Source organism: Corticicoccus populi (assembly GCF_042686195.1).
Lineage (GTDB): Bacteria > Bacillota > Bacilli > Staphylococcales > Salinicoccaceae > Corticicoccus > Corticicoccus populi.
Genome location: NZ_JBHUOQ010000001.1, coordinates 652,859 through 678,993 on the forward strand (window position 1 = coordinate 652,859; position 26,135 = coordinate 678,993).

The 26,135-nt window shown below is 39.3% G+C and carries 21 protein-coding genes; all 21 read right to left on the reverse strand.

Annotated elements, in window-relative coordinates:
• Positions 1-6: 6 nt before the first annotated feature.
• The 21 genes from ACFSX4_RS03450 to allC all read right to left on the reverse strand — a co-directional run bounded on the left by ACFSX4_RS03450 (position 7) and on the right by allC (position 26,078).
• Entirely contained in the window at positions 7-1,482 is a 1,476-nt protein-coding gene (locus ACFSX4_RS03450; RefSeq protein WP_377771570.1) for a glycosyltransferase family 2 protein, read from the reverse strand.
• Between the two features lie 171 nt (positions 1,483-1,653).
• Positions 1,654-3,909 carry an ATP-binding cassette domain-containing protein gene (locus ACFSX4_RS03455; protein ID WP_377771572.1) on the reverse strand — a complete coding sequence of 752 codons (2,256 nt, stop codon included), beginning with the start codon at positions 3,907-3,909 and terminating at the stop codon, positions 1,654-1,656.
• A 53-nt stretch (positions 3,910-3,962) separates the two neighbouring features.
• On the reverse strand, positions 3,963-6,164 hold the full coding sequence (locus ACFSX4_RS03460) for a DUF4129 domain-containing transglutaminase family protein (protein ID WP_377771574.1): 2,202 nt from the start codon (positions 6,162-6,164) through the stop codon (positions 3,963-3,965).
• Positions 6,161-7,420 (reverse strand): DUF58 domain-containing protein, encoded by a 1,260-nt coding sequence (locus tag ACFSX4_RS03465; protein WP_377771576.1) that lies wholly within the window; start codon positions 7,418-7,420, stop codon positions 6,161-6,163. Before ACFSX4_RS03465 ends, ACFSX4_RS03460 begins: the two co-directional genes overlap by 4 nt.
• Positions 7,420-8,385 carry an AAA family ATPase gene (locus ACFSX4_RS03470; protein WP_377771578.1) on the reverse strand — a complete coding sequence of 322 codons (966 nt, stop codon included), beginning with the start codon at positions 8,383-8,385 and terminating at the stop codon, positions 7,420-7,422. The genes ACFSX4_RS03465 and ACFSX4_RS03470 overlap by 1 nt, the downstream gene beginning before the upstream one ends.
• A gap of 248 nt (positions 8,386-8,633) precedes the next feature.
• Complete coding sequence (locus ACFSX4_RS03475; RefSeq protein WP_377771580.1) at positions 8,634-8,921, reverse strand: GNAT family N-acetyltransferase; 288 nt, start codon at positions 8,919-8,921, stop codon at positions 8,634-8,636.
• A 119-nt stretch (positions 8,922-9,040) separates the two neighbouring features.
• Positions 9,041-10,924, reverse strand: a complete 1,884-nt coding sequence (locus tag ACFSX4_RS03480; RefSeq protein WP_377771582.1) for a PTS fructose transporter subunit IIABC — start codon at positions 10,922-10,924, stop codon at positions 9,041-9,043.
• A 13-nt stretch (positions 10,925-10,937) separates the two neighbouring features.
• Positions 10,938-11,840: a 1-phosphofructokinase gene (gene pfkB / locus ACFSX4_RS03485; RefSeq protein WP_377771584.1), complete on the reverse strand. Its 903-nt coding sequence runs from the start codon at positions 11,838-11,840 to the stop codon at positions 10,938-10,940.
• Between the two features lie 2 nt (positions 11,841-11,842).
• Entirely contained in the window at positions 11,843-12,589 is a 747-nt protein-coding gene (locus ACFSX4_RS03490; RefSeq protein ID WP_377771586.1) for a DeoR/GlpR family DNA-binding transcription regulator, read from the reverse strand.
• A 119-nt stretch (positions 12,590-12,708) separates the two neighbouring features.
• On the reverse strand, positions 12,709-13,410 hold the full coding sequence (locus ACFSX4_RS03495; protein ID WP_377771588.1) for a hypothetical protein: 702 nt from the start codon (positions 13,408-13,410) through the stop codon (positions 12,709-12,711).
• An 11-nt stretch (positions 13,411-13,421) separates the two neighbouring features.
• Entirely contained in the window at positions 13,422-14,417 is a 996-nt protein-coding gene (gene floA / locus ACFSX4_RS03500; protein WP_377773433.1) for a flotillin-like protein FloA, read from the reverse strand.
• A gap of 35 nt (positions 14,418-14,452) precedes the next feature.
• Positions 14,453-15,139, reverse strand: a complete 687-nt coding sequence (locus ACFSX4_RS03505) for an NfeD family protein (RefSeq protein WP_377771590.1) — start codon at positions 15,137-15,139, stop codon at positions 14,453-14,455.
• Between the two features lie 193 nt (positions 15,140-15,332).
• Positions 15,333-15,509: a 30S ribosomal protein S21 gene (gene rpsU, locus ACFSX4_RS03510; protein ID WP_377771592.1), complete on the reverse strand. Its 177-nt coding sequence runs from the start codon at positions 15,507-15,509 to the stop codon at positions 15,333-15,335.
• Positions 15,510-15,610: 101 nt separating this feature from the next.
• Complete coding sequence (gene deoC, locus ACFSX4_RS03515) at positions 15,611-16,282, reverse strand: deoxyribose-phosphate aldolase (protein WP_377773435.1); 672 nt, start codon at positions 16,280-16,282, stop codon at positions 15,611-15,613.
• A 10-nt stretch (positions 16,283-16,292) separates the two neighbouring features.
• Positions 16,293-17,645: a tRNA (N(6)-L-threonylcarbamoyladenosine(37)-C(2))-methylthiotransferase MtaB gene (gene mtaB, locus ACFSX4_RS03520; protein ID WP_377771594.1), complete on the reverse strand. Its 1,353-nt coding sequence runs from the start codon at positions 17,643-17,645 to the stop codon at positions 16,293-16,295.
• A gap of 197 nt (positions 17,646-17,842) precedes the next feature.
• A complete protein-coding gene (locus ACFSX4_RS03525; RefSeq protein WP_377771596.1) occupies positions 17,843-19,270 on the reverse strand; it encodes a YfcC family protein in 1,428 nt (475 codons plus the stop codon).
• Between the two features lie 147 nt (positions 19,271-19,417).
• Positions 19,418-20,647 (reverse strand): pyridoxal-phosphate-dependent aminotransferase family protein, encoded by a 1,230-nt coding sequence (locus ACFSX4_RS03530; RefSeq protein WP_377771598.1) that lies wholly within the window; start codon positions 20,645-20,647, stop codon positions 19,418-19,420.
• A 330-nt stretch (positions 20,648-20,977) separates the two neighbouring features.
• Entirely contained in the window at positions 20,978-21,766 is a 789-nt protein-coding gene (locus tag ACFSX4_RS03535) for a DUF2877 domain-containing protein (RefSeq protein ID WP_377771600.1), read from the reverse strand.
• Positions 21,763-23,028 carry a YlbE family protein gene (locus ACFSX4_RS03540; protein WP_377771601.1) on the reverse strand — a complete coding sequence of 422 codons (1,266 nt, stop codon included), beginning with the start codon at positions 23,026-23,028 and terminating at the stop codon, positions 21,763-21,765. The genes ACFSX4_RS03535 and ACFSX4_RS03540 overlap by 4 nt, the downstream gene beginning before the upstream one ends.
• Entirely contained in the window at positions 23,018-24,775 is a 1,758-nt protein-coding gene (gene fdrA / locus ACFSX4_RS03545; RefSeq protein WP_377771602.1) for an acyl-CoA synthetase FdrA, read from the reverse strand. Before fdrA ends, ACFSX4_RS03540 begins: the two co-directional genes overlap by 11 nt.
• Before the next feature lie 73 nt (positions 24,776-24,848).
• Entirely contained in the window at positions 24,849-26,078 is a 1,230-nt protein-coding gene (gene allC, locus ACFSX4_RS03550) for an allantoate deiminase (protein ID WP_377771604.1), read from the reverse strand.
• Positions 26,079-26,135 lie beyond the last annotated feature (57 nt).

Below are 26,135 nucleotides of genomic sequence, written 5' to 3' on the forward strand. Positions count from 1 at the left end.
TATTCTTCAGCTCTTCAGGGCTTCTGCTGTATCACTATTTTCAGGAATTTCACCATTCGGCGTTAATTCTTCAATAACCTGTTGGACAATTTCTTCTTTCTGCTCTAATTTTTCTGAAACTGCAGCTATGATATCCGGTACTGCCAAAATTTCTGTACCGTGCTCAACTTTTGTTTTAACATGTGGTGTTTTCACCCATGTACCCTGGTTCGGCCAGGTATAGAGACCGATGAATTGAACAATGAAATCTGTCAGCATAAACCATTGAACAGCGATAAATACTTTAAAAGTGTTATGTCTGCCGACTTTTTTATACGTACTGTATATCGGCAGCACTCCGAAGCTGTAAAGTATTAAAAGGATGTTAAAGCCGTAAATATATAAGAAGTAATCATTTACAGTATGCCATGCCGATGTCAGATCCGTTGTCATTACGACAGTTAAAAATCCGCCGTTTAAAACGGTCAGACCTGCTATTGATGATAGTAAAATGATAATCAGCACCATATGGAGCGCCTTACCCATACTCATCAGGAAGAAAATTTTGTCGAGATACTTAAGATTGAGTGTCTTGATGAATTTTACAGATAAAGGAATGAACTGCTTAAATGCAACATACCAATGCCCTTTAATCCAGCGGTGTCTTTGTTTCATACTAATCTTTGTATGCTCCGGTTTCTCATCGTATACGCCCGCAAAATCGTTCCATAATATTCTGCCGCCGTCTTTTACAATGTCAATCTCCATCTCCAAATCTTCAGTAAGAGATTTAAATTTAAATCCACCCTTCGCAATCAACCAGTCTGTACGAATGAAAAACCCCGTACCTCCAATTGAATTCGGCAGACCGAGACGGTATTTTGCTGCCTGCATAAAACGGTTATTTGTCCAGAAAATCACGCTGTAACCGAGGCTGACTAACTTATTGTAATTTTTAGTGCCGAGATACGTTTGTATCGCTTCCGGTTTGTCTTTAGTAATATATTGTGAGTTGACTTCTTTTAAAATATTATCGTCAACAAAATTATCTGCATCAAGAATCATAACTAAATCATAATTTTCCTGAACATTTTTAAAGCCTAATTCTCTAAGTGCATATTGAATCCCTGCCGGTTTGCCGACACCTTCACGCGGAAATCTTTTTTGAATCGTATCAACGACAAGCATTCCGTGATTTTTGGCAATTTGAGTGGTCTGATCTGTAGAATTATCACTGACAACACAAATGTCATACAGTGACGGATCATATTTAATACGTTTTAAATTTTCCAGCGTCTTCAAAATCACTGTCTCCTCGTTGTGTGCGGCAATCAGTATAAGAAACCTTGTCTCATCTTCAAGAATTTCATAATCTTTCTTTAAATTTTTATAACCGAATAAAGAAATGAAAAGATTATAACCGTAAACAACCATGAAATAAAACGATAAACTAATAGTAAGCGCATACAACACAGTGATAGAAAAATTTAAAAATTGATCCAATACGTATCCCCCTTGGCACAACGTGCCGTCATATAATTTGTCTATACATGTATCATACTACAAAGTATCTATAAAAATATAGATAAATATGTCAGAAATAAGTAATTTTTTGAAAATTTTTTAATTTAAAAAGTACGCAGCAGGTTCTGCGTACTTTTCAGTCTTTCAATATTACTCAATATACCGCTTAATATGCGCTGCAGTAACAGAATCTTGTACATCCAGAAGACCTTCAGGAATACCGCTGTACAAAATACGGCCGCCTTTTCCACCTGCACCGGGTCCGACATCAATCAACCAGTCGGCATGGGTCATCATTGTCAGGTTATGCTCAATTAAAATAACTGTATTACCCGCTTCAATCAACTGTTTAAAACAATCCAACAATATTGGAATATCAGCCTCATGAAGACCGGTGGTCGGTTCATCAAAAATAAATGTATGTCCAGAACTGCCGTTATCTAAATGTCGGCTTAATTTTATTCTTTGAATTTCACCACCGGATAGTGTGTCGAGCGACTGCCCGAGTCTCATATAATTCATGCCGGTAGACTGAACTGTTTTTAATCTGTTGTAGATGTTCGGCATATCTTCAAACATATCCAAAGCTTCTTCGACTGTTAAAGATAAAACATCCGCAATTGAATAACCTTCTACTTTTGCGTCCAAAGCTTCTTGTCTGTATCTGGTACCATTACACTCCTCACATACCTGAGAAAAGTCACCCATAAATGCAAGCTCTGTTTTGATGATACCTTTGCCGTTACATTCAGGGCAGGCACCGGTGGAATTGTAACTGAACATGCCTTTTTCAATGCCGGTGTGTCTGCTGAAGAAAGTTCTGACTTCATCAAACAAATTCATATACGTTAACAGATTCGAACGATTTGATGCATGGACTGGTTTCTGGTTAATAAAAGTCGTATCCTCTTTATTTTTAAAGCCTTCCCGGAGCAGTGTACTTTTTCCGGAACCTGCAACGCCTGTTACCACCGTAAGAATGTCCTTTGGTATTTTTACAGATACATCTTTCAAATTATTTTTATTAATATTTTGAAGTTCAATATATTCTTTCGCTGCTGCCGGCTCTTTCTTTAAATGATGCTGCTGATTAAGACTGGTGCTTGTCACAGTATCAGAATCGAGCAGTGCCTGATACGTCCCTGTAAATGTCACCTGTCCGCCGTGCTGTCCCGCACCGGGTCCAATATCAATAATATAATCAGCTGTTTTGATTACATCAGGATCATGCTCAACAATTAAAACCGTATTTCCTTTATCTCGAATTGATTTCATTATGCGGTTAATTTTTTCAATATCTTCCGGGTGCAGACCGACACTCGGCTCATCAATAATATAAATCAAATCAGACAAGGGACTGTTTAAATGCCGGACGAGTTTTATTCTCTGGGATTCCCCGCCGGATAAACTTGTGGTCTCACGGCTCAGTGTTAAATAATTTAACCCGATATAAGACAGTGCCTCTAATTGAGAAAGCAGCGGCTTTATAATATACATTGCTTTGTCATCATCCAGAGTTTTTAAAAAGTCAATCGCATCATCAATAGACAAAGATGTAAAATCCGCAATACTTAACTTCTTAATTTTACAGGAAAGTACTTTGTCGTTCAGACGTTTTCCTTTACATGAAGGGCATTTTGAAGCAGTCACTACTCTGTTCACATCTTTCAGGAAACGTTTCTTCTCAAAATTATCATTCAACAGAAATGAACGTCTGAACCTGTGAATTAATCCCTCAAACTTTGCAGTTTTCGGCCAGTTATCCGGCGGATTCTTAAGTTTTTTCGGTTTAGTGTACAGGAACGTATCCAATTCTTCTTTTGAATAGTCTTTAATTTTTTTATCATTATCAAACAGCCCGCTGTATAAGTAGCGCTTCCCGCGCCAGCTGTCCGGACTGAAAGAAGGGAACTTAATGGCATCTTCGTTTAATGATTTATCAAAATCCAGTAATTCATTTAAATCAATATCTTCAACATAACCGAGCCCCTGGCATGATTCGCACATGCCGCTTGGATTATTAAAAGAAAATACACTTGAATATCCGACAAACGGTGCACCGATTCTTGACCATAACAGCCTGACAGATGCATAAATGTCAGAGATTGTTCCTACAGTTGATCTCGCATTGCCGCCTAAACGTTTTTGATCAATCACCATCGCTACAGGGAGATTTTCGATATGATCTACGTCCGGCTTATCATATTGAGTCAATTGATTTTGAATATAGCTTGAATAAGTTTCATTCAACAGACGTTCTGATTCTGCTGCGATTGTATTAAATACCAGTGATGATTTACCTGAACCTGAGCGTCCTGTAAATACAACAAGCTCTTTTTTCGGTATATCAACATCGATGTGTTTTAAATTATTTTGACTGGCACCTCTTACTTTGATAGATGTCATTACACTCACCTCAAATATCATTGTACTTGAAAAGAGACTTAAATTTAAGTCTCTCAATTTTTATGTTTATTTATTTTATCAATCAGCGTTTCCCATAAATCAATGATTTCATCAGAGTATTCAACATTCCGCTTACTGTAAAGCATTTCTTCATAGATTTTTGTTAAGCGGCTCATTTCATTTATAAGAAAGGCTTGATCTACCCTTTCGGCATATTCCCGCAGTGTTTCATCCTCTGTTCTCTCACCTACAGTTTTACCGAGTAGTTTCAGCAGATAAAAATAGGCGGTCTTGAATGAACTGCTGTTTAAACTGCTGACAAGACGCTTTCTGATAAAATAAATTCGGATACGTCTCCACTTAATCAGAACAAACAGCAATAATAAAATAATCAGTGATGAAATACCGGCAGTCAAAAACAGAGTGGGACTTCTACTGCCGCTGTTTTCACTATCTGCAGCTTCTTCATTGTTCTCTTCGATTTCTGTTTCAGGCGTTTCAGGTTCATCAATCACCGGTTCTTCTGTTTCGGATTCTTGTGGCTCAACAGCTGTCTCACTTTCTACTTCTTCAAAGTCTGCAAGATTGGTAAAGCCCTGAGTCGGCTCAAATGGTACCCATCCTGTTTCCGGAAAATAGACTTCCACCCATGAATGTGCATTACTGTTTGTCACTCGATTAATATAAGTATCTGTCTCATCCGTATCCTGCGACCTTCTCTCACCGCTCGTAAATCCCTTCACCCATCGTGCAGGAATATCCTGCGTTCTGAGCATCACAACCATCGCAGTGGAGAAATTATCACAGTAGCCGTACTGCGTTTCGAATAAAAATTGATCAACATAATCTTCCCCTTCACCTGTTGTCGGTACATCAGTCAATTGGTAATCAAAACCATTAGCATTAAAATAATTTTCAACAGCCCGCGCTTTGTCAAATCGATTATCAAAAGGCTCTGTAATCTCCGATGATAAATCAAATACTCGTTCCGGCAGATTGTCCGGCAGCTGGGTATACTGTTCAAGAATATCTTGATTATCATCTTCCGGACTGTTTCGAAGGTTTTCAGTATCAAACACCGGGTGTTCATATGAAATTTCCTGGTATCCTAATTCCCCATCCTCTGCATTTTCATAGTGAAATACAAGTGTTTCACTATTTTCATATAAATTCAGTACGCCGTTATTATTTTCTGCATCAATTGAAACCACACCATATGGGTAGGCAATCAACGGCAGACCGTTGCCGCCCCGGTAATCTATTCCTGTATTCATAGATTCTGTCTGCACATTGTCACTATTAAACGTAGTGAGTGTTACACTGCCGTCTGCCTGTTCTACAGGATTTTCCTGATTCGAGACCTCCCAGCCACGTCCCGTATAAATATCTTTTGTTTCCAGCCTCCAGTAATGATCTTCTGTAACCTCCGCTTCGAAAAGTAATGTATTATCAAGAACCAGACTCCCTCCAAGGACAGAATCATCTGCACTGTAACCAATACGGGATATATTATCCTGGCCTTCGCCTTCATTCTGAACTATTGACAGATTTTCAAGAAAAGGCACAGGATTTGTCCACTCCGGACTGTGTTTCGGTGCCTGATACGCAGCATAAGTAATGACAGGAATGCATAACAAAAGCGGTACAGCCCAGTAAATCATTTTTTGAATATGTGTCACTCTTACATTTGAACTCTTTATGACCTTACTCATCCCCGATAAGCCCAAAGTAATCATGGATATGATGAACACCCGGATTACTGCATATGTACCATCAAAAGAAGTATATGAATCAACAGCGGCAATCATTAGAAAAGTTAAAATGATAAAGAAAAGCACATCTTTCCTCACCGCCATCAGACGGTATAATAACATTGCCATCGACCATATGAGTAAAAGACAGAGAATAGTCCTGAAAAACAAAGTCAGTTGAAACCATTGACCGGAGAATATTAAACTGATATTGAGTAAAATCTCCTGCACCATGACTCCGAGCCATCTCACATCGAGTATACTGCTGTCAAAATATAATATGTGAATAATAATCAGCAGCACACTCCCGTTAATCAGAAAGCGAATAATCCGGTTCAATCTTAAATAAGTTATCAAAAAACAAATGACTGTAAACAGTATAAATAAATCTATTCTCGTATCTTCAAAGATAGTCTGAAGAGGATAAATCCATTCTAAAAATAAAAAGAAACCTGCTGAATATAATAATAACGGACGCCAGCCATTATCTCCCGACTGCTTCATATACTCCTCACCTCGACAGGATCTTCATAAAAAGATTTTAAATTGATTTCATACACTCTGATATTTGACAGTGACAGCTTGTGAAGTACTTCTTTATCCTTATTCGACAATCTGCCCATGTATAAATATATCAAAGAAAAATACCCGGCATGTTTGCTGATATTAATGATGGAATGGACAGGTACATTGCTTGAAGACGTCATAATCATCACAACGTTTCCTGATTCATTTGTTCTGCTCATTTCATTAAATGAGGTCTCGGGCAGTATTCCAGAATCTCTTTGACGCCGCGATAAATATTCATCTATCATTATTTTCTGAATGTCACCTTCACTCATATCAAACGATTCAGTAACACTGCCGAACGATATAAAATGCACTATATAGTCTTTCTTCGACAGTATTCTCGTAAGGGATGCACTTAATTCAATGGATGCTTCATATAGTACAGGTGCAGAATCTTTCCTCATAAAATTATTATGAATCACCCATATGTCATCACTTTTTTCCTGATCAAATTCTTTTGTCATCACTTCATCTTTCCGGGCAGTTTGTTTCCAGTCAATCCATGCCATTCTGTCACCTGGAACATATTCTCTCGCACCCGATACTCCCGTAATATTAATAGACGGAATATGATAGACGGCCGTACCGCCCTCGCCTTCAACACTTTTCACATCGTCAATCTTTAATTGATGATGATACGGATAAACTGTGAAAGACTGCTGAATGCTGAAAGTGACACTTTTTCGTATGATACCGAAGATATCTCCGGTTTGTATCTCGATATCACTTAAATAATGTACCCCTCTTGGAAGGTGCTCTAAAGTATAACTGTATTCAAACTGTCTTTTGAATAGTGGAAATAAAATACCGGAAGCCTCTCTGTCAATTTCCATACTTCCTGCTACTTTTGGAAACTTGTATTTTTCTTTACCACTGTCTCCTTTCATTAACGAATCAGGTATTTTATCCTGTACTGTACAGTATTGAATCGGAAACGGAAGACGGCGTTTTATAATGATGTTCACCTTGATTTTATCTCCGGATTGAAAGACAGAAACATCATTCTGTCTTTCTACATACCAAAAACGAATTGGATATAATAAAAAAATAACAAGATACAGCATGACAGGAAGAAAAGCGTAAACTAAAAACCAGCTGACAAAGCCGCCCTGAACCATCGCATATGTATAAAGAGAAAGGGATATCACAAATAAAAAAACAATCCGTAATACCAGACTAATTGTCTTCATCATGTACCCGCTCCTTTTTCAACTGGCACACGGATTGATTGAACGACTGATTCAACCACATTCTCATTTGTTTTTCTCTGATATTTTGCTTCTGAAGTCAGTTTTAAGCGGTGGGATAATACAAAAGGTGCCATATACTTCACATCATCAGGTATTACATAATCTCTGCCTTCAATATAGGCATAAGATTTACTCGCCTTCATCAAAGCAAGCGCACCTCTCGGACTCACACCAAGATAAATATCCTTATGATTCCTTGTATGAGTGACAATATCCATAATATAGTGATGAATGGTCAAATCTGTGTAGATTTCAGAGGCCTCTTTCTGTGCTGATAATAATTCACTTTGAGTCATGACAGCTTTAATGTCCTCAATTGGATGATGGCGGCTGTTCTTTAAAAGCATATCCAGCTCATTTTGATAATCCGGATAGCCGAGTTTCAGTTTCAATAAAAAACGATCCATCTGTGCTTCCGGCAGAGAGTAAGTACCGTCATATTCAACAGGGTTTTGTGTTGCCATAACGAAGAACGGACTGTTCAGCTGTCTTGTAACACCATCAACAGTGACACTGTTTTCTTCCATTGCCTCAAGCAGTGCAGACTGTGTTTTAGGCGAGGTCCGGTTAATTTCGTCAGCAAGTACAATATTCCCAAAGACAGGTCCTTTAATAAATCGGAAGTTTAGTTCTTTTGGATTATAAATAGACACACCTGTGACATCCGACGGAAGCAGGTCCGGAGTAAATTGAATTCTTGAAAAATGACAGTTGATTGACTGAGCCAAAGAACGTACAAGCATGGTTTTACCCACACCGGGAACATCTTCAAGCAGTACATGACCTCTTGTCAAAAGTGCGGCAAGACTCAGCTTGATAACCTCTTCCTTACCGTAAATTACTTCCGCCACATTATTTAATACATCTATGATTTTCGAGTGATTTGAAAAATTTTTTTCAGCCATTAAATTTCTCCCCCCGATAATATGTTAATATTTTCATAATTATCAAATTTTAATATATTGTTTATATTATGCTACCATGCAGACAGTAATAATGAAATTATTAGGTTCTTAATTTTTATTATAATAAAAGCCTGAGGTCATCCCCAGGCCGTTGTATTCTATTAAAGTCTTTCCTGTTTTTGTTCAGGCTTACCATACTGTTTAAACCTCTATATGACCTTACTGATACCAATCAACAGGATACTTCTTTATCCGTCTGATTTAATCACCTGCATTGCTTCTTCATCTCTTTCCATCACTGCACGCGCAAACGGACATTCCGGAACAATCTTTTTATTTTCCTGCTTTGCATAATCGACCATTACACTTACAAGACTGCTGCCTACACCCTGTCCTGACATATGGTCCGGAACTAAAGTTGAATCTACGATAAAATCCCCATCATCGTCTAACTTATAAGAAATATATGCTTCCGGATTTACGTCATCATCTCCGATATAAAACATATTCTCACCTTTTTTAATATCTATATCCATTTACTGTTCCTCCATTCCATTGTTTTCTTATATATTCTCGTTAATGCCACTTTTGAAACATTGAATACAAAAAAAGAACTTCAACTTGAGAAATCTCAAATTGAAGTTCTTTTTTATTTTTAAGCTTGAATTTCAGGCTTTTTCTTAACAAGTCCGAGAAGTACCGCACTGATTACTGCACCAATCAGAAGTGCAAGTAAGAACATCATTACATTTTCACCAACACCGACTACAAAGATACCGCCGTGAGGTGCCGGGATAGTTGCCCCGAGTCCGAGTGCCATCGCACCTGCGAGTGCAGAACCAACCATCATTGTCGGAATAACTCTAATCGGATCTGCTGCTGCGAATGGGATCGCACCTTCTGTAATAAATGAAAGTCCCATGACAAAGTTTGTCGGTCCTGAAGAACGTTCCATTTTTGTGAACTTACTTCTAAAAATAATTGTGGATATTGCGATTGCAAGCGGCGGTACCATTCCGCCGATCATTGCTGCTGTAATAGGCTCCGGATTACCCGCAGTTAATGCCGCAATTCCAAATGCATATGCGGCCTTATTGAAAGGACCACCCATATCAATTGCCATCATTCCACCGAGTAATGCACCTAAAATCACTATACTCGAACCACTGAGGTCAAACAAGAAAGAGTTCATTGCTGAATTCAATGCGCCTGCAGGCGGTTCAACAATATAATACATAATAACCCCGGTCAAAAATACACCGATTAACGGGTAAAGTAATACTGGTTTAAGGCCTTCAAATGAAGCCGGTAATTTTTCGAGTACTTTTTTAATACCTAGCATTAAATAACCTGCTAGGAAACCTGCGATCAGACCGCCAAGGAATCCTGATTCCATCACTGATGCCATCAGTCCGCCGACCATACCCGGTGCAAGTCCCGGTCTGTCAGCAATACTCAATGCGATAAAGCCTGCTAAAATCGGAATCATCAGTTGGAAAGCATTACCACCGATGAAGTTAATCATTTCCGCAATTACATTATATTCTGCATTCGACGGATCAGCGGATTCAATTCCCCAGAAGAAACTGATTGCAATTAAAATACCACCCGCAACAACAAATGGCAGCATGTTTGATACACCATTCATTAAATGTTTATAAATTGTTGCGCCGACACCTTTTTTAGAGTCTTCTGATTCACTCTGGCTGCTGCCGGACCCTTTATAGACACTGCCTTTTTCGTCCAATGTATTTTGAATCAGTTCCTGTGGACGTTTCATACCATCTGCAACCGGCACCTCTGTTAAATGTTTACCGCTGAACCGGTCCATTTGAACATTGGTATCTGCTGCAACAATCACTCCGACTGCACGGTCAATTTCTTCAGCAGTCAGTTTATTTTTCACACCGCCTGAACCATTAGTCTCAACTTTGATGTCCACATCCATTTCAGCCGCTTTGTTTTTTAACGCATCTGCTGCCATGTATGTGTGTGCAATTCCTGTCGGACAGGCCGTAACTGCAACGATAAACGGTCTGCTGCTGTCTGCAGGAACCTCTACAGTTTCTTCCTCATCGGAAACAGAGTCATCAAAATGATTAATCGTATTTAAAATATCATCAGCTGTCTCTGCTTTTAATAATCTTTCTTTCGCTTCCGGATTCATTAAAATTCCGGAAAGTTTTGCAAGTGCATCCAAATGTGTCGTTGCCTGTCCTTCAGGCGCCGCAATCATAAAGAATAGATGTGCAGGCTGTCCGTCAAGTGAATCATAATCAATACCTTCTTCACTGCGTCCGAACATGATTGACGGTGTTTTTACTTCTGCTGTCTGAGCATGAGGGATGGCAATACCATCGCCGACACCCGTTGTACTTTGTGACTCTCTCTTATGAATCGCAGCTTCAAACTTTTCAGTATCCGTAATTCTGTCTGCATCAAATAAACCATTAACCAGTTCAGTAATCACATCATTTTTAGAAGCCGAGTTCACATTCATGTTAATCGTTTCTTTTGTTAACAACTCTGTAATTCTCATGAAATTCACCTCTTTATATTTTTTCTACTTCAACATTCGGGAACAGGGCCTCTATGTCATCTATCGATGCCAGGTCCTCGTTAAATGCGGTTGCACTCCCGGATGCGATTGAGTATTTAATCTGTTCCACGATATCTTTATCCTCGTGACTGATAAAACCTGCGACAGTTGAATCTCCTGCACCGACAGAATTGACAAGCACACCGCCAGGATTTGAAACTCTGAATTGATGCTCTTTATTTATAAACAATGCACCATCTTTACCAAGAGTCACAAGTACATTTTCAGCACCCTGCTCAATCAAATATTTTGCAGCTTCAACCACTTCTTCCACCGATTCAAGTGAACGTCCGATAATACCTTCCAACTCAAACTTATTCGGTTTTACAAGATACGGCTGATACTTTAATGTAGATGTCAGCTTTTCACCTTCTGCATCAATACTGAACGGTACATTCTGTTGATGCAGATGTTCTGCCAGCCGCGCATACAGGGCATCATGACCACTCGGTACACTTCCAGCAAACACAACATGATCATCAGAATTCAGTTTTTCAATTTGATTGATTAAACTTTGAATATTTTCTTCAGTAATGACAGGACCGCTAGCATTAATTTCTGTTTCCACTGAGGTTTTCAACTTTACGTTTATCCGCGTGTCACCTTCCACCTCAACGAAATCATGTTGTATGCTTCTTAGATTAAGTTCATCCTTGATAAATTCTCCGGTAAAACCGCCGATAAAACCGAGGGCAAGTGTTTCTTTCCCATGCTCTTTAACAATACGTGATACATTGATGCCCTTTCCTCCCGGAAATTTCTCAGTCTGATTCGACCGGTTCAACTCACCTTCCTCAAGCTCACTGAGTCTGACGATATAATCGACGGATGGATTAAATGTAACTGTATAAATCATGACTACTCACCTCCAATTATTTTTGTAATCTTAGCTGCCTCACTAAGAAATTTTGAACTGTTTTTATTGGTAATCAATGCTGCTTCATTTAGTGCGGCAAACTGGACAAATGCTGTTTTGTGAAATTTAGAGTGATCCGCAAGAACGAACTTCTGCTTCGACTGCATTATTGCAGTCCTTTTTATATGGCCTTCATCACTGTCAGGGGTTGAGTACCCATGCTCTAAATCAACACAGTTTGTACCGATAAAACATTTGTCAAAATAAAGATTCTCAAGCTTCTTTATCGCATCATGACCGACAATTGCACGTGTAGTCAACTTAACTTTACCACCAAGAAGATACACATAGTATCCTTTTTTTACAAGTATATCAATCAGTGTCATATTGTTAGTGACAATCGTCAAAGATTCTGCATCAATAAACGGAAGCATTTCATATGTTGTAGTCCCCGCATCAATAAAAACAGTATCTCCATCATCAATCAGTGACGCTGCAAGTTTACCAATGTATACTTTCTCTTTTAAATTACGAATAGATTTATCAGAAAAAGTCGCTTCTTTCTCAATTTTGTCCAATGTGGCCCCGCCGTGTATACGTGTTAACAGCCCGGAACTCTCAAGAAAGGTTAAATCCCTTCGGATGGTTGCTTCACTGCTTTCTGTAATATTAACAAAGTCAGCAACACTGCCCGAACTGTGACGATTTAAAAATTCCAGTATTAAATCATATCTTTTTTGTGTCAGCATCTCTATCACCGTCTTAATCATAACATTTTAGACAATCATATTCAATCACATTCAATCAATTATAATCAAAATAATTTAAAAAAAGAGGACCTTTCTAATTAGAAAGGTCCTCTGATTCATTATCTTCTAGACTTCGGCTTACCTAAAATTTCACTGAAAATAATACCATTAACTACTGCACGCTGATCAAATGATAAATCTTTTTTTGTAACATGCTTTCTCCCGGACCTATTTCTTTTGTGAGACTGCGTCCGGTCGTCACCATATTGATAACGCACCTGTTCAGCAACATCTCTGCCAATTCCTGATGTGCGGGTCTCTTTTTTGGGACCTTGGTTTCTGGAATAGCCCTCACTGTATACTGCCTGCTTTGATTCAGCAGCACGTTTACTGTGTTCAGTCCGGTAACCCCGGTTATTTTTTTGAAAATCACGTTTATTTCTCTCTCCTGAAGAATTACGTTCACTTCTGGAGTTCTGAACTTCCTTGACTTTCTTCTCTGCTTCCTGCTGCATACGACGCGATTCTTCAGTTCGTCTTGTTGTCTCTGACTGTCTGCCGGACGGACGTTGTTCTTCTTCAGTACCCATGGCTTTGTCATATTCTCTTTTAAACTCGCGTTTTAAATCTTCAAAAATACCTTTGGAACCTGATGATTCATCCCGGTTTTCCGGCTGACGCCGCCTTGGTGCAGAGTTGCTCCGGCGTTCCATCTTACTCGGATCAATGTTTCTTTGACCCTCTTTTTCTTTATTTGCCCTGCTTGCAATAGTTGAATATATGATACCACCAACAATGATTAATATTGGTAAGAGTTCCATAATATCACGACCTATTCTTCGTCTTCACGAGACGGATTAGTCATCTTGTTGATTGAGTCCCTCATATTTGTATCTGCTTCAACATTTTTAAGGTTATAGTAATCCTGAACACCGATGTTACCACTTTCAAGTGCGCTGGCAAATGCAAGAGGTACTTTGGATTCTGCTTCAACCACTTTTGCTCTCATTTCTTCAACGCGCGCTTTCATCTCCTGCTCTTTGGCAACAGCCATTGCGCGGCGCTCTTCGGCTTTCGCCTGAGCGATGTTCTTATCAGCAACTGCCTGCTCAGTCTGCAGGTCGGCACCAATGTTTTTACCGATATCCACATCGGCAATATCAATTGAAAGAATCTCAAATGCTGTACCGGAATCAAGACCTTTTGACAATACAGTCTGTGAGATACTGTCCGGATTTTCAAGCACTTCTTTATGGCGCTGTGATGAACCAATTGTTGAAATAACACCCTCACCTACACGGGCAATAATTGTTTCTTCACCTGCACCACCGACAAGTCTTTCAATGTTTGCACGTACAGTAATACGTGCTTTTGCTTTCACTTCAATACCGTCAACCGCAACACCGGCAATAAATGGTGTTTCAATCACTTTAGGGTTTACGCTCATTTGAACGGCTTCCAGTACGTCACGTCCGGCAAGGTCAATTGCCGCACAACGTTCAAATGTCAGATTAATGTCCGCACGCTGTGCAGCAATCAGTGCATCAACGACACGGTCAACGTTACCTCCGGCAAGGAAATGCGCCTCAAGCTGGTTTGTCTTCAGCTTAATCCCTGCTTTATGTGCTTTGATTAAAGGTTCAATTACACGTTTCGGTTTAACACGTCTTAATCTCATACCTACAAGTGTGAACAATCCAACCTTAACTCCTGCAGCTACTGCAGAAATCCACAGGCCGACAGGAACAAATGACAGCAGGAATGCAAAAGCGATGAGAACAATAACAATCAGGAATATAACCGTTAATGCTCCACCCGTAATAAACATTAAATCCATATTAAATTCTCTCCTTTAATATAGTTCTATTCTTCTACCGGTCTTACTACGATTCTTGTACCTTCAACAAATATAATTTTAACTTCCACATTCCCTGCAATGTAAGAACCTTCTGCCACAGCATCAATACGACGATCATCAAGACGAATCGTTCCAGACGGCCTGAGTGGGGTAATTGTTTTTGCAATTTTGCCTAATAATTCCGAACGGTCATCAAATGATGTATAACCCGATTCCTTATCTGTTGAATCACTCAGTATTAGACGGCTGAAAAACGGAAGTCTTCTTTTATTATTTTTTTTCACAAGTATCACCCACAATATAATCGCTATAATTAAAATAAAAAGTAAGAAAATGCTGTATAAAAGTATATTTCCACTGACAAGGAGTATACTGATCAATATCATAAACATCCCTAATACACCAAGGAATGTGCCGAGTATAAAAAACTCAAGCATAATCAACAGTGCACCCAGTCCGAAAAGAAATAAGCCACTGATATTGTGACCGTCAGTTAACAAATGACCAGCATAAAAAATGATGATTGATGTAAATGCCACTACACCAAATAAGTTAATGTTTGTTGAAAACACCTGTAACACAATACCAATAAAGAATAAAGCCAATAATATAAAGGCAATCACAGGACTTGTAACAACATCACGAAATGTTGTGATTGTGCTACTCATTATTAACATCTCTGTTAACGCCATGATAATCCCCTCCAATCTAATTATACATATAATCATCTTAAAAATAAACGAAACCGTAACGGTTTATGTATAAAAATTAATTTTTAATACATTTCTTAAAATTTTGTAATTGAATTTCGAAAAGATATATTATAAAAAAAGACAACACCAGTCAGGTGCTGTCTCTATATTAAATTACCCGAGGGAGGTCGGATTATTTAAATTTACGCTTACGAGCTGCCTCAGATTTTTTCTTACGCTTCACACTTGGCTTTTCGTAATATTCTCTTTTACGAACTTCTTGAATCGTACCGCTTTTAGAAACTGTACGCTTGAAACGACGCAATGCATCCTCAATTGATTCATTATTTCTAACAACTGTTTTAGACATTAATTTTCCCTCCCTCCGAATAAACACATGCAACATTAAACATAGAATTAACTATGTACTCACACATTATAATATAAGTCTTTTTTTCGGTCAACTTTATTTTAATAATCTTCTTTTGAAATGCCGCCGTTAATGATTTCTTTACCGCTTGAAGCTCCTATGCGTGTTGCTCCGCTGTCAATCATCTGTTTGGCATCTTCAAACGAACGGACACCGCCGCTTGCTTTAACACCCATTTCTTCTCCGACAGTCAGACGCATTAAAGCGACATCTTCAGCTTTAGCACCTTCTCCGTTGAATCCTGTAGATGTCTTAACAAAATCTGCACCGCATTTCTTCGCAATCTGGCATGCAGTAACAATTTCATCACTCGTTAAAAGTGCAGTTTCAATAATTACTTTTACCAGTGTATCTTCCCCTGCAGCATCACAAACCGCTTTAATATCATTATAAATATAATCTGTATTTCCGGATTTCAATGCACCGATATTAATAACCATATCAACTTCATCAGCACCGTTTTGAATAGCGTTCATTGTTTCAAACGCTTTAACTTCGGGCGTTGTCGCACCAAGAGGAAAACCGACAACTGTACATACTTTTACATCAGTTTCTTTAAGCAGTTCACTTGCTGTAGTTACCCACGTCGGATTAATACAGACACTGAAAAAGTCAAATTCCTTGGCTTCTTCACATAATTCAAAGATTTCATCCTGAGTTGAAGCAGGTTTTAATAAAGTATGATCAATATATTTTGATAAGTTCATTTTGATTCCTCCAAATTTAAATTGTTCTTTCTAAATAAGCATATGTTTTTATCATCGGCTTTTCCAGTACTCTGACAACTTCGCCTTTACTTACGGGATAGCCTGGTTCAGTAATTTTCACTTTAACCAGTTCACCGGTCAGTGATTCGTCACCATCGACTTCAATTTTCAGGTAATTATCTGAATGTCCGATAAGCTTGCCGTCCTTCATTTCCTCAGGAATGATTTCCAGAACACCATCTTTAAACTGCTCAGCATAACTTTGTGCAAGTTCCTTGTTTAAATCGAGCAGACGATGGACTCTTTCATTTTTAGTTTCATTGTCAATCTGATCTGTCATTCTTGCAGCAGGTGTCCCTGTACGGATTGAGTACGGGAATACGTGTAGTTCGGAAAAATGGTGTTTACGGATGAAATCATATGTCTCCATAAACTCCTCTTCAGTTTCACCCGGAAAACCGACGATTACATCACTTGTGATTGCAACGTTCGGCATAATTTCCTTTAATTTTATAATACGGGATTCAAAGAATTCCATAGTATATTTTCTGCGCATTCTTTTTAATACAGTATCACTGCCGGACTGAATTGGGATATGAAGGTGTCGTACAATTTTGTTTGAGTCATTAATGACATCAATGACTTCATCTGTTAACTGGCTTGCTTCAATACTGGAAATACGCAGACGGTTTAAACCGTCTACTTCCTCAAGGTCACGAAGAAGCTGTGCTAGATTGTAGTCTTTTAAATCTTCGCCGTAGCCGCCGGTATGAATACCCGTTAAAACGATTTCTTTATATCCTTCATCTACAAGTGTCTGTGCCTGTTCTACTACCTTCTCAGGATCTCTGGAACGCATCAGGCCGCGTGCCCATGGGATAATACAGAACGTGCAGAAGTTATTACAGCCTTCCTGTATCTTTAACGTCGCACGGGTCCGGTCTGTAAAATACGGCACATCCATCTCTTCATATGTGCGTTTTTTCATGATGTTTTTAACACCGTTAATCGGTTCGCGTTCTTTATGATACTGGTCTACATATGAAAGCAGCTTATCCCTGTCTTCTGTACCGATAATAATATCAACACCAGGAATGTCCATAATTTCTTTTGGTGACGTCTGGGCGTAACAGCCGGTTACTGCAATGACGGCATCCGGATTCTGACGAATGGCACGACGGATGACCTGGCGGCTCTTTTTGTCCCCTGTATTTGTTACAGTGCAGGTGTTCACAACAAATACATCTGCATTCTGTTCGAAATCCACACGCTCATAGCCATCGTTTTTAAACACCTGCCACATCGCTTCTGTTTCATAATGATTTACTTTGCAGCCAAGTGTATGAAATGCAATTGTTCTATTAGTCATAACATCAAATCTTTCTACATTTATTAATAGGATAACTTAAAATATGATAGCACTTTTACAGCCTTCATTCAATCTCAAGGCAGTAAATCTTCTGCAAAGCAACAATTTAAAACATCATTATGTAGGAAATAAAAAAACAGAAGCACCTTTGTATATGCTTCTGTTTTAAAACGGTAATATTCACTTGTCATGCTTTCCTAGCTCCATTGAATCAGCTGTGCAATTACTAAAAATACAATGGCTGTTCCAATCCACATGAAGAACAGCGGCAGATAAAAACGCACCCACTTATTCCATGAGATCCCTGCCAGTGCAATTGTAGCCATAAAGTAGCCGGAAGTTGGGTAAAGAAGATTACCTACACCATCACCAAATTGATATGCAAGTACTGCCGTTTGACGTGTGACACCGATTAAATCAGATAACGGCGCCATAATCGGCATGGTTACAAGCGCCTGACCGCTTCCGGATGGAACTAAGAAGTTAAACAGCATTTGGAAGAAAAACATACCGACGGCTCCAAAAACTGCCGGCAGCCCAGCAACAACTGACCCGATGTTATTAACAATTGTATCCATAACCATTCCATCTTCCATAACCACACCTACTGCACGGGCAACACCAATAATAAATGCCCCGACAAGAACATCTCTGAAGCCCTCGTTAAAGCCGAAACATATCTCTGTAAAGTTCAGTCCTGCAACCCTGCCGACAACTACACCCATTACTATGAACAGGCCGGCCATTTCAATCATGAACCACCCCTGGGTCAACACTCCGTATAATAATACTCCGAAGAACAGAAGCAGCAAAACAGACGCAACTTTTTGTCTGTTATTAATTTGCAGCGGATCACCTGTGAAGTTATTCTTTAAGTACTGTTCCCTCTTCTCAGCATCGTCATAATACACAAGACTGACCTCAGGATTCTTCTTTACTTTCCCTGCATAACGCATCAAATAAATCATACCTATCAGTACAAAAACAACAAAAGCAATGATTCTAAATTCTATTCCTGAAAATACCGGTACATCCGATAATCTTTGGCCGAGGCCTGTATTTACCGGGTTGAGAAATCCAGTCGTAAAACCTGCAGTCGTTGCAATTAAAGCTGTACCTGCAGCAACGATGGAGTCATATCTCAATGCAATCATCAAAGGTATTAATATAGGAACATAGACAAGACTCAGCTCCTGAGTCCCAATCAAACTGCATATCACGGCAAACAGTACAAACAGTATAGGAATAATCATGATACTGTTTTTTGAGAATTTCCTTGTCAGTTTGTCGACACCAATTTCTATTAAACCGGTCTTTTTAATAACCGCAAATAATCCGCCGATAATAAATGTGAAAAATACAATTTCGCCTGCTTCAATTAAACCTCTCGGCACAGCAGTCATAAACTCCGTAAGACCAATTGGCGACTGCTCCACACTCTGGTAGGAATCCGGATCAATCGTCGTTCTTCCATCCGGCCCTGGTACTCTGTCATAAGTACCTGCAGGAATGAAATAAGTCGCAATTGAAGCCAGAATAATAAAAACAAAAAGAATGACGTATATATGAGGCATTGTAAAGCCTCTCCCCTTAGACTTAGCGCCTGTTTTTTTATGTTCAGCCATTTTATCCTCCTTTGTTATAACAGCTCTTTTAAGAGCCTGAATACACTTCAGATTCACACATAAATTTAAACTTATGTATAAAATAATTTTTAAAAATTTCAGATGATAAAATAGTGAATTAAATTAGTCAGCGGCTGCTGATTCAGTTTATTTTACCGATTCATATTCATCAAGGGCTGCCTGCAGACCTTCAGCATGATTTAATTTCACACCGTGACGAATAAGCACTGCCTCTAAAGCTGATAGTACAAACAATACGTTCTCTTTCCGACAGCTGTAGCCCATTGTGCCTATCCGCCATATTTTACCGTGCAGCGGTCCGAATGAACTCGCAATTTCAATACCGAACTGCTCGAGAAGCATGTTCCGGACAGAGTCTCCGTCAATACCTTCAGGAATTTTTACGCAGGCAACCATCGGCAGCTTCCATTCAAAATCGTTAAATAATTCAAGACCCATAGCTTTAATTCCTGACATTAGTGCTTTTTCATGTTTTTTATGACGGTCAAAACGGGTTTCAAGCCCTTCTTCCAAAACGATTCTCACACCTTCACGCAGGGCATAAAGCATTGAAGTCGCTTCTGTATGATGGTTTAACCTTCTCGGTCCCCAGTAATCCTGTAACTGGCTTAAATCAAAGTAATTGCTCTGAATTGTTGGTCCTGATTCAAGATTGTCTTCAGCAGTTGCAATTCCCCGTTCTACTTTCTTTCTTGAATTAAGGACTTTTTCAATACGCTCATTATATGTAATTGGAGACATACCTGAAGGTACAGACAAACACTTCTGCGTCCCGCCGATTACAGCATCAAGCTGCCATTCATCAACTTTCACAGGTGTTCCTCCGATAGTTGCAACAGCATCAACAATACATAAAACATCCAGTTCACGACATGCAGGACCGACTTGATCAAGCGGCTGCATGCAGCCCGTGGACGTTTCTCCATGTACCACAGCGAGCACTTTAGGCTTCACTCTTTTTACCGCTTCAATAATTTCATCCTGATTAAATACTCTGCCCCACTCACATTCAATCGTATGAATTTCAGCCCGGTTCCGCTCAGCAATTTCAGTAAGCAGATGACCAAAACGACCGAAAATCGGAATAAGCACCTTATCTCCGGGCTCAATCACGCTGCTCAGTAAACTCTCAATTCCTGATCTCGAAGTTCCGTCTATAGGAAATGCCCACTGGTTCTCAGTCTGGAACACACCCCGGAGCATATCCATTGTTTCATTCATAATTTTAGTAAATGCCGGGTCAAACTGTCCTAGAATCGGGGTGCTCATTACACGAAGTACTCTTGGATCAACTTCAACCGGTCCGGGCGTCATAATTGTTCTTAAAGGCGCGTTAATTTCTTGATAGTTTTTCATTCCTAATCCTCCTGTAGAAGTTCTTGTTATTCTTGTCATCAATATATAAATATTTCACAGATGTATAAAAAATGTATAAATCATAAAAATAATTTCAAAATCCAATATTTATTCTGTCATATGATATTCTCATTAAATGGTAATAAAAGGAATAAAGTGATTATACGAAGAGAAATACATTTAATATTTGGTGATTTCAAAAATATTTTTTTTCATAATAACACATTTCAAAATAAAGAGTGTCAGTTAATTTCAAATTTTCAGCAATAAAGAGATAAAATATAGTAATAATAATCCGTTATATAGTTTAAATACACATTTAAAAGCGTTTTATTCTTCCGATGAATGATGTGACACCTTCAATGACATATATATTCCATATAAAATATCTTTACCTGAACTCGATCCCAAAGTAAGTAATTTTTCGATGGATTCCGGGGATGGATGATGGTGAAGATCCGTAATTCTTGAACTGAAAATACCATCAGCAGCACAGTGAAGGAAATTTTTGCTGACTGTCGTCGTTAAGGGTTCTTCAATCAGGACTTTCATGGCCTTTATATGACTTTCATTAATAAAGGGATTGATAAAATGTCCGTAAAGTATGCCGACGAGTATATCATCTCCGGTCGGTGTCAATCCACTTCCCCGGCCAATAATATACCTCAGATCACTTTCCACACTCTGTACCAGTTTCAATCTTTTTATAACATCAGAAATCAATTCCATATTGAAGAATGACGACTCATACGTTTCAAATGATATATCATCAATGCTATCAAGCAGTTTTTTTATATCCGCGTTATAAAAATCAGAATCCGGTGTAAATATTTCCGCCCTGCTGCAGTCCAGTATAAAACGTGGATGCCGGAGTATACTGTCTTCGACCATTAAGCGGTCGCCGATATTAATCACAGCTTTCATCTTCTGTACGTTTACGGGATCTACTGAAATACCGAATGGGAATAAGCCGTTAATATCTGTTCCGATAAATATTAACTTTTCATCAGCACCTGATATATTTATCCCTTTATCGAAGATACTGTGAACTATAAAGTATTTATCCTCTGTCATTCGGTCGACGGCAGTTATCCCGACCCAGTCAGCATAAATTCTCATTCTTTAAATCCGAGTTTCTCTGCGTACGCTGTCACTGCCTTTTCAAAGCACTCCACCGGAGGCTGCACGGTGCCGGCACCAATCTGCCCGTAACCTGCAATTTTATGAGCTATTCCTGTATTAATTACTGGTGTAATACCGGTTTCGACTACTTTTCTTGCATCAAGACCTAAGCAGGCACCTTTGAAATCCCACGTTGGAATAATAAAATTCGGGTGGTTGCTGATAAATATTTCCGCCATCTGATTGGTGGTATCAAGTGCATCATTAAATCCACCTGAACCGACAAAGCGTGTTACTGCCGGGGCTGCAATCATAGCAACACCGCCTAATCCGATTGTTTCCGTGATTGCAGAATCTCCGATATCAGGATTCGCATCTTCAGCAGAGTAACCTGTAAAATATAAGCCATCCGGTGTATTAACCGGGGCAGTGAACCATTCATCCCCCATTCCCGAAATACGGATACCAAAGTTTTCACCGTTTCTGCACATTGCAGTAACAACTGTTCCATCCTTAATCACGGCAGCTGCATCCATTACTGCCTTGCCTGTTGCCATCGCAATATTTAAAAAGAACTGGTCGGTGTTTGATAAAAATTGAATCACATCTGTACGGTCTTTATTATCAATTTCTTCAAGTCCTGAAATAACAGGACCGACCTCTTTTAAAAATACAAGGGATGCTGCTATATTTCTCTGATGAAATTCATCGCCCATGGCAATCGCTCTTGCTATTAAAACATTTACATTCAGTCCGCCGTCAATATTTCTTAATGCCCTGCCAAGTACAGGACCAAGAATGTTCTTCATCCAGTGAAGACGTTCAATTACCTGTATATTATATGCCCCGAAACGCAGTACAGCACCGATGCCCTCATTCATCTGACAGTATGCCTCATTACCGTTTTCCTTATTTTCTACTACCAGCACCGGCATATTGGGTGAGGTAATTCCGCCCATCGGACCGACAGCTCTGACATGATGGCACGGAATAAAAGTGATTTCCCCATTTTCAAGCAGCTCCCGTGCAGCCGTTTCGTCTTCTGCCCATTCTTCAAATAAAACAGCCCCAATACATGAGCCCTGCATTGGATCAGTCATGTTCTCATATTGAATCGGCGGTCCGGCGTGGAGGAGAACATACTCTTTAAGTTCGGAAATGACTGATTTCGCCGGGACAACATCAGTCAGAAACGGGGATGCTTCAGTAATTTTCTGAATGACGGCCTCATTTGCTTCATTAATCGTTTTATAATTCATTAAAATTCTCCTCTTCATAATTATTCAAAAACTGAAGTATTTTCATTAATTTTTCGTCCCCGCCGGCAACCGGCCTCCAGTTAAACTGAACACAATCTGCACCATTGTTTTTAATCGTCTCTGAAAAGCTTTTTAAGCCGATGTTAATCACACTTGGTTTCATATACATTAAAGAAAGGATACTCTCATCTATAGATAAATCCTCTTTTGTGTGCTCGATTGTTTTTATTTCCGGGTTCGGATTTGTAATTTCTCCACCGGTTAACTCTATCGCTGTGCGGACCATCTGATCATTTGTATCACAGACTATTACACCGATTTCCCTTAAAGTTTCAATTTGTTTTCTATAATTTTGCGGATCATTTTCTGTTCCCACAACTGTCGCAAGGATTTTAATATTTCTTTCTTCACTTTCAAATACTTTTTTGATTGCAGGCTGAAGTGCCCCTGCCATATTGTCATGACTGCCGTAACCAATCACAACATCAATCATGATGACTGCTGTAGAAGGGTCATTAATTGATGATTCAAGAATTTCAATACGCTTTTCAGGGTCAATCATAGGATGCGGCTTCCCTTGAGTATATATATCATCACCTAAATCAATAATTTCATGATTCCTCGTTTTAAGTACTGCTGCAGAATGACTGTCTTCAATAATCTCTTCATGAAATGCTTCCTGGATTAACATTGCCGCTTCAGAAGCCAGTGTTCCTCCGGAATAATATCCCTTGATCCCATGTTGATTTTCCTCAAAAGACACATCAACCCCTTGTACTGTTTCCGGCACGAAGACAGGTTCTCTGCCATCCGCCAGTTGGACTGCAGCTGAAGCTGCTTCATGAAGTGTGTATGCATGATAAATATTCGGTTCATGGTATGAAGGTCTTTCTCCTAAGAACAATGTCACCACAGGCTTCTCAACATTTCTTAACAAATTCAGAACCTTCTCCTTCACTTCTTTTGCAGGCGGCTTTGAAATCACTGTAATGACTTTTACATCGGGATTTTCATTCAATGCTTTAATACTGTCAATCATCGTCACTGCACCGACTTCTGAAGATAAGTCGCGTCCGCCGGTTCCAAATGCGTTCGATACACCTTTACGAAAGCGGTCAATAATTGTAGTCACTTCCTGGATTCCAGTGCCGGAGGCACCGACCACTCCAATATCCCCTTCCCTCACTGAATTTGTAAAGGCAAGGGGCACGCCGTTAATAATGCCGGTACCGCAGTCCGGTCCCATAACAAGCAGACCTTTTTCACGAGCCTTACGCTTCAGCTTGATTTCATCTTCTTTCGGCATATTATTACTGAAAATAAATACATGCATTCCATGATTCAGAGCATTATCTGCTTCCATTGCGGCGTACTGACCAGGGATAGAAATGAGAGCAAGGTTTGGATTTCCTGCCATCTCTACTGCTCGTTTCCAATTATGTGCTTCTTGGTCCGCCGGTCCATTTTGCGACACTGATTTTTTCTTCAGCTCCGACTCTGCTTTCTCTTTTATTTCAGAAACCGCCGATTCATTCTCTGTGTCTATAACAATGACAATGTCATTCGGCCCGGCGTATTCGAGTTCAGGAGTTTCAAGACCTGAAGATTTAAAAATATCTTTATTTGCCGGTGTTCCCATCATTATAGAGACTTGATTCACATTATCCATAGCCGATAATTTATTAGATAAAAGCATTAAAGCAATTGAATCCTGATACATATTCTCTTTTATAATCGTATACAACATATCTCATCCCTCTGTTCTTTTTATTCCTGTATTCAAGATAATACATCCGCAGTTAATATTTATAAACCTAATGTCAGTCCTTATAGGCAAGCTGATAAAGAACATCTTTCAGTACTTCAATTCCTTTGACCAGATCATTAATATCCGTTTCCTCATTAACATTGTGGCTGATTCCGTCTATAGATGGAACAAAAATCATTGCTGTCGGTACAAAGTCAGAAAAAATCTGGGAATCATGACCGGCACCGGATGCCATCACCTTGTATTTTTCCGGTGCGTTACTTTCAGCTGATGATTTGACAGTTTCCATCAACCGATTATTCATTAGCTTCGGCTCTTCATCCATCCAGAGCTGAATATCATATTTAATATCATTTTTGTTTGAAACTTCTATAATTTTCTCTTCAATTTCCCGTGAAAAATCATTTAATGCTGTCTGATCAATATGCCGGCAGTCGATAGAAAAATTCACTTCACCCGGGACAACGTTCACTGTATTCGGAACAGGTGACACCTGGCCGAAAGTTAAAACCAGCGGATCGCCGATTTCAAGTGCACGTTTATTTAAATCATATGCAATTTCAGAAAAAGCATTTACTGTATCCCGGCGGAGTCCCATCGGGGTTGTACCGGCATGGTTCGCTTCTCCCTTTAAATTAACGGCATATCTTTTCTGCCCGACTATACCGTTAACGACACCGATGGTTTTATTCTCAGTCTCGAGAACTTTTCCCTGTTCAATATGTATTTCGACAAATGCCTTAATATCCTCCCGGACATTATCTGTTTCCCGGTAATCGAATCCGGATTCCCGCATCGCATCTTCAAACTTTATTCCGTCTGCATCAAAGGCATTTTGAACATCCTTTTTATCTGCAAGATTAAAAAAGTTCTTGCTTCCCCAAAATGAATATGGGAATCTGCTGCCTTCCTCTTCACATAAAGACAGTACCTCTAAAGTTCTGAGCGGCTGTCCGTATGTTTCATTCAAATACTTTACAGCAATGAATGCAGCTAAAATTCCATACTGTCCATCCAGATGCCCGCCTTCAACAACTGTATCAATATGTGAACCTGATAAAATGGTTTCATCCGGATATCTGCTGCCTGTAATACGGCCCGATAAATTTCCAACAGCATCGAAATCTGTTTCAAATCCATTTTTCTCAAATGATTTTTTAAGTTCACTTACAGCCGTCCGCCACTCTTCAGTATATAATAAACGGGTAATCCCGCCCTGTGGTAAGCCGCCGAAGCTTGAAAACTGCTGATCCAACTCTATAAATGTTTCCTTAATATTCATTGTTTGCACTCCCAATTAAATTATTCTGAACCTACAAATACTCTGATTATATCAAAT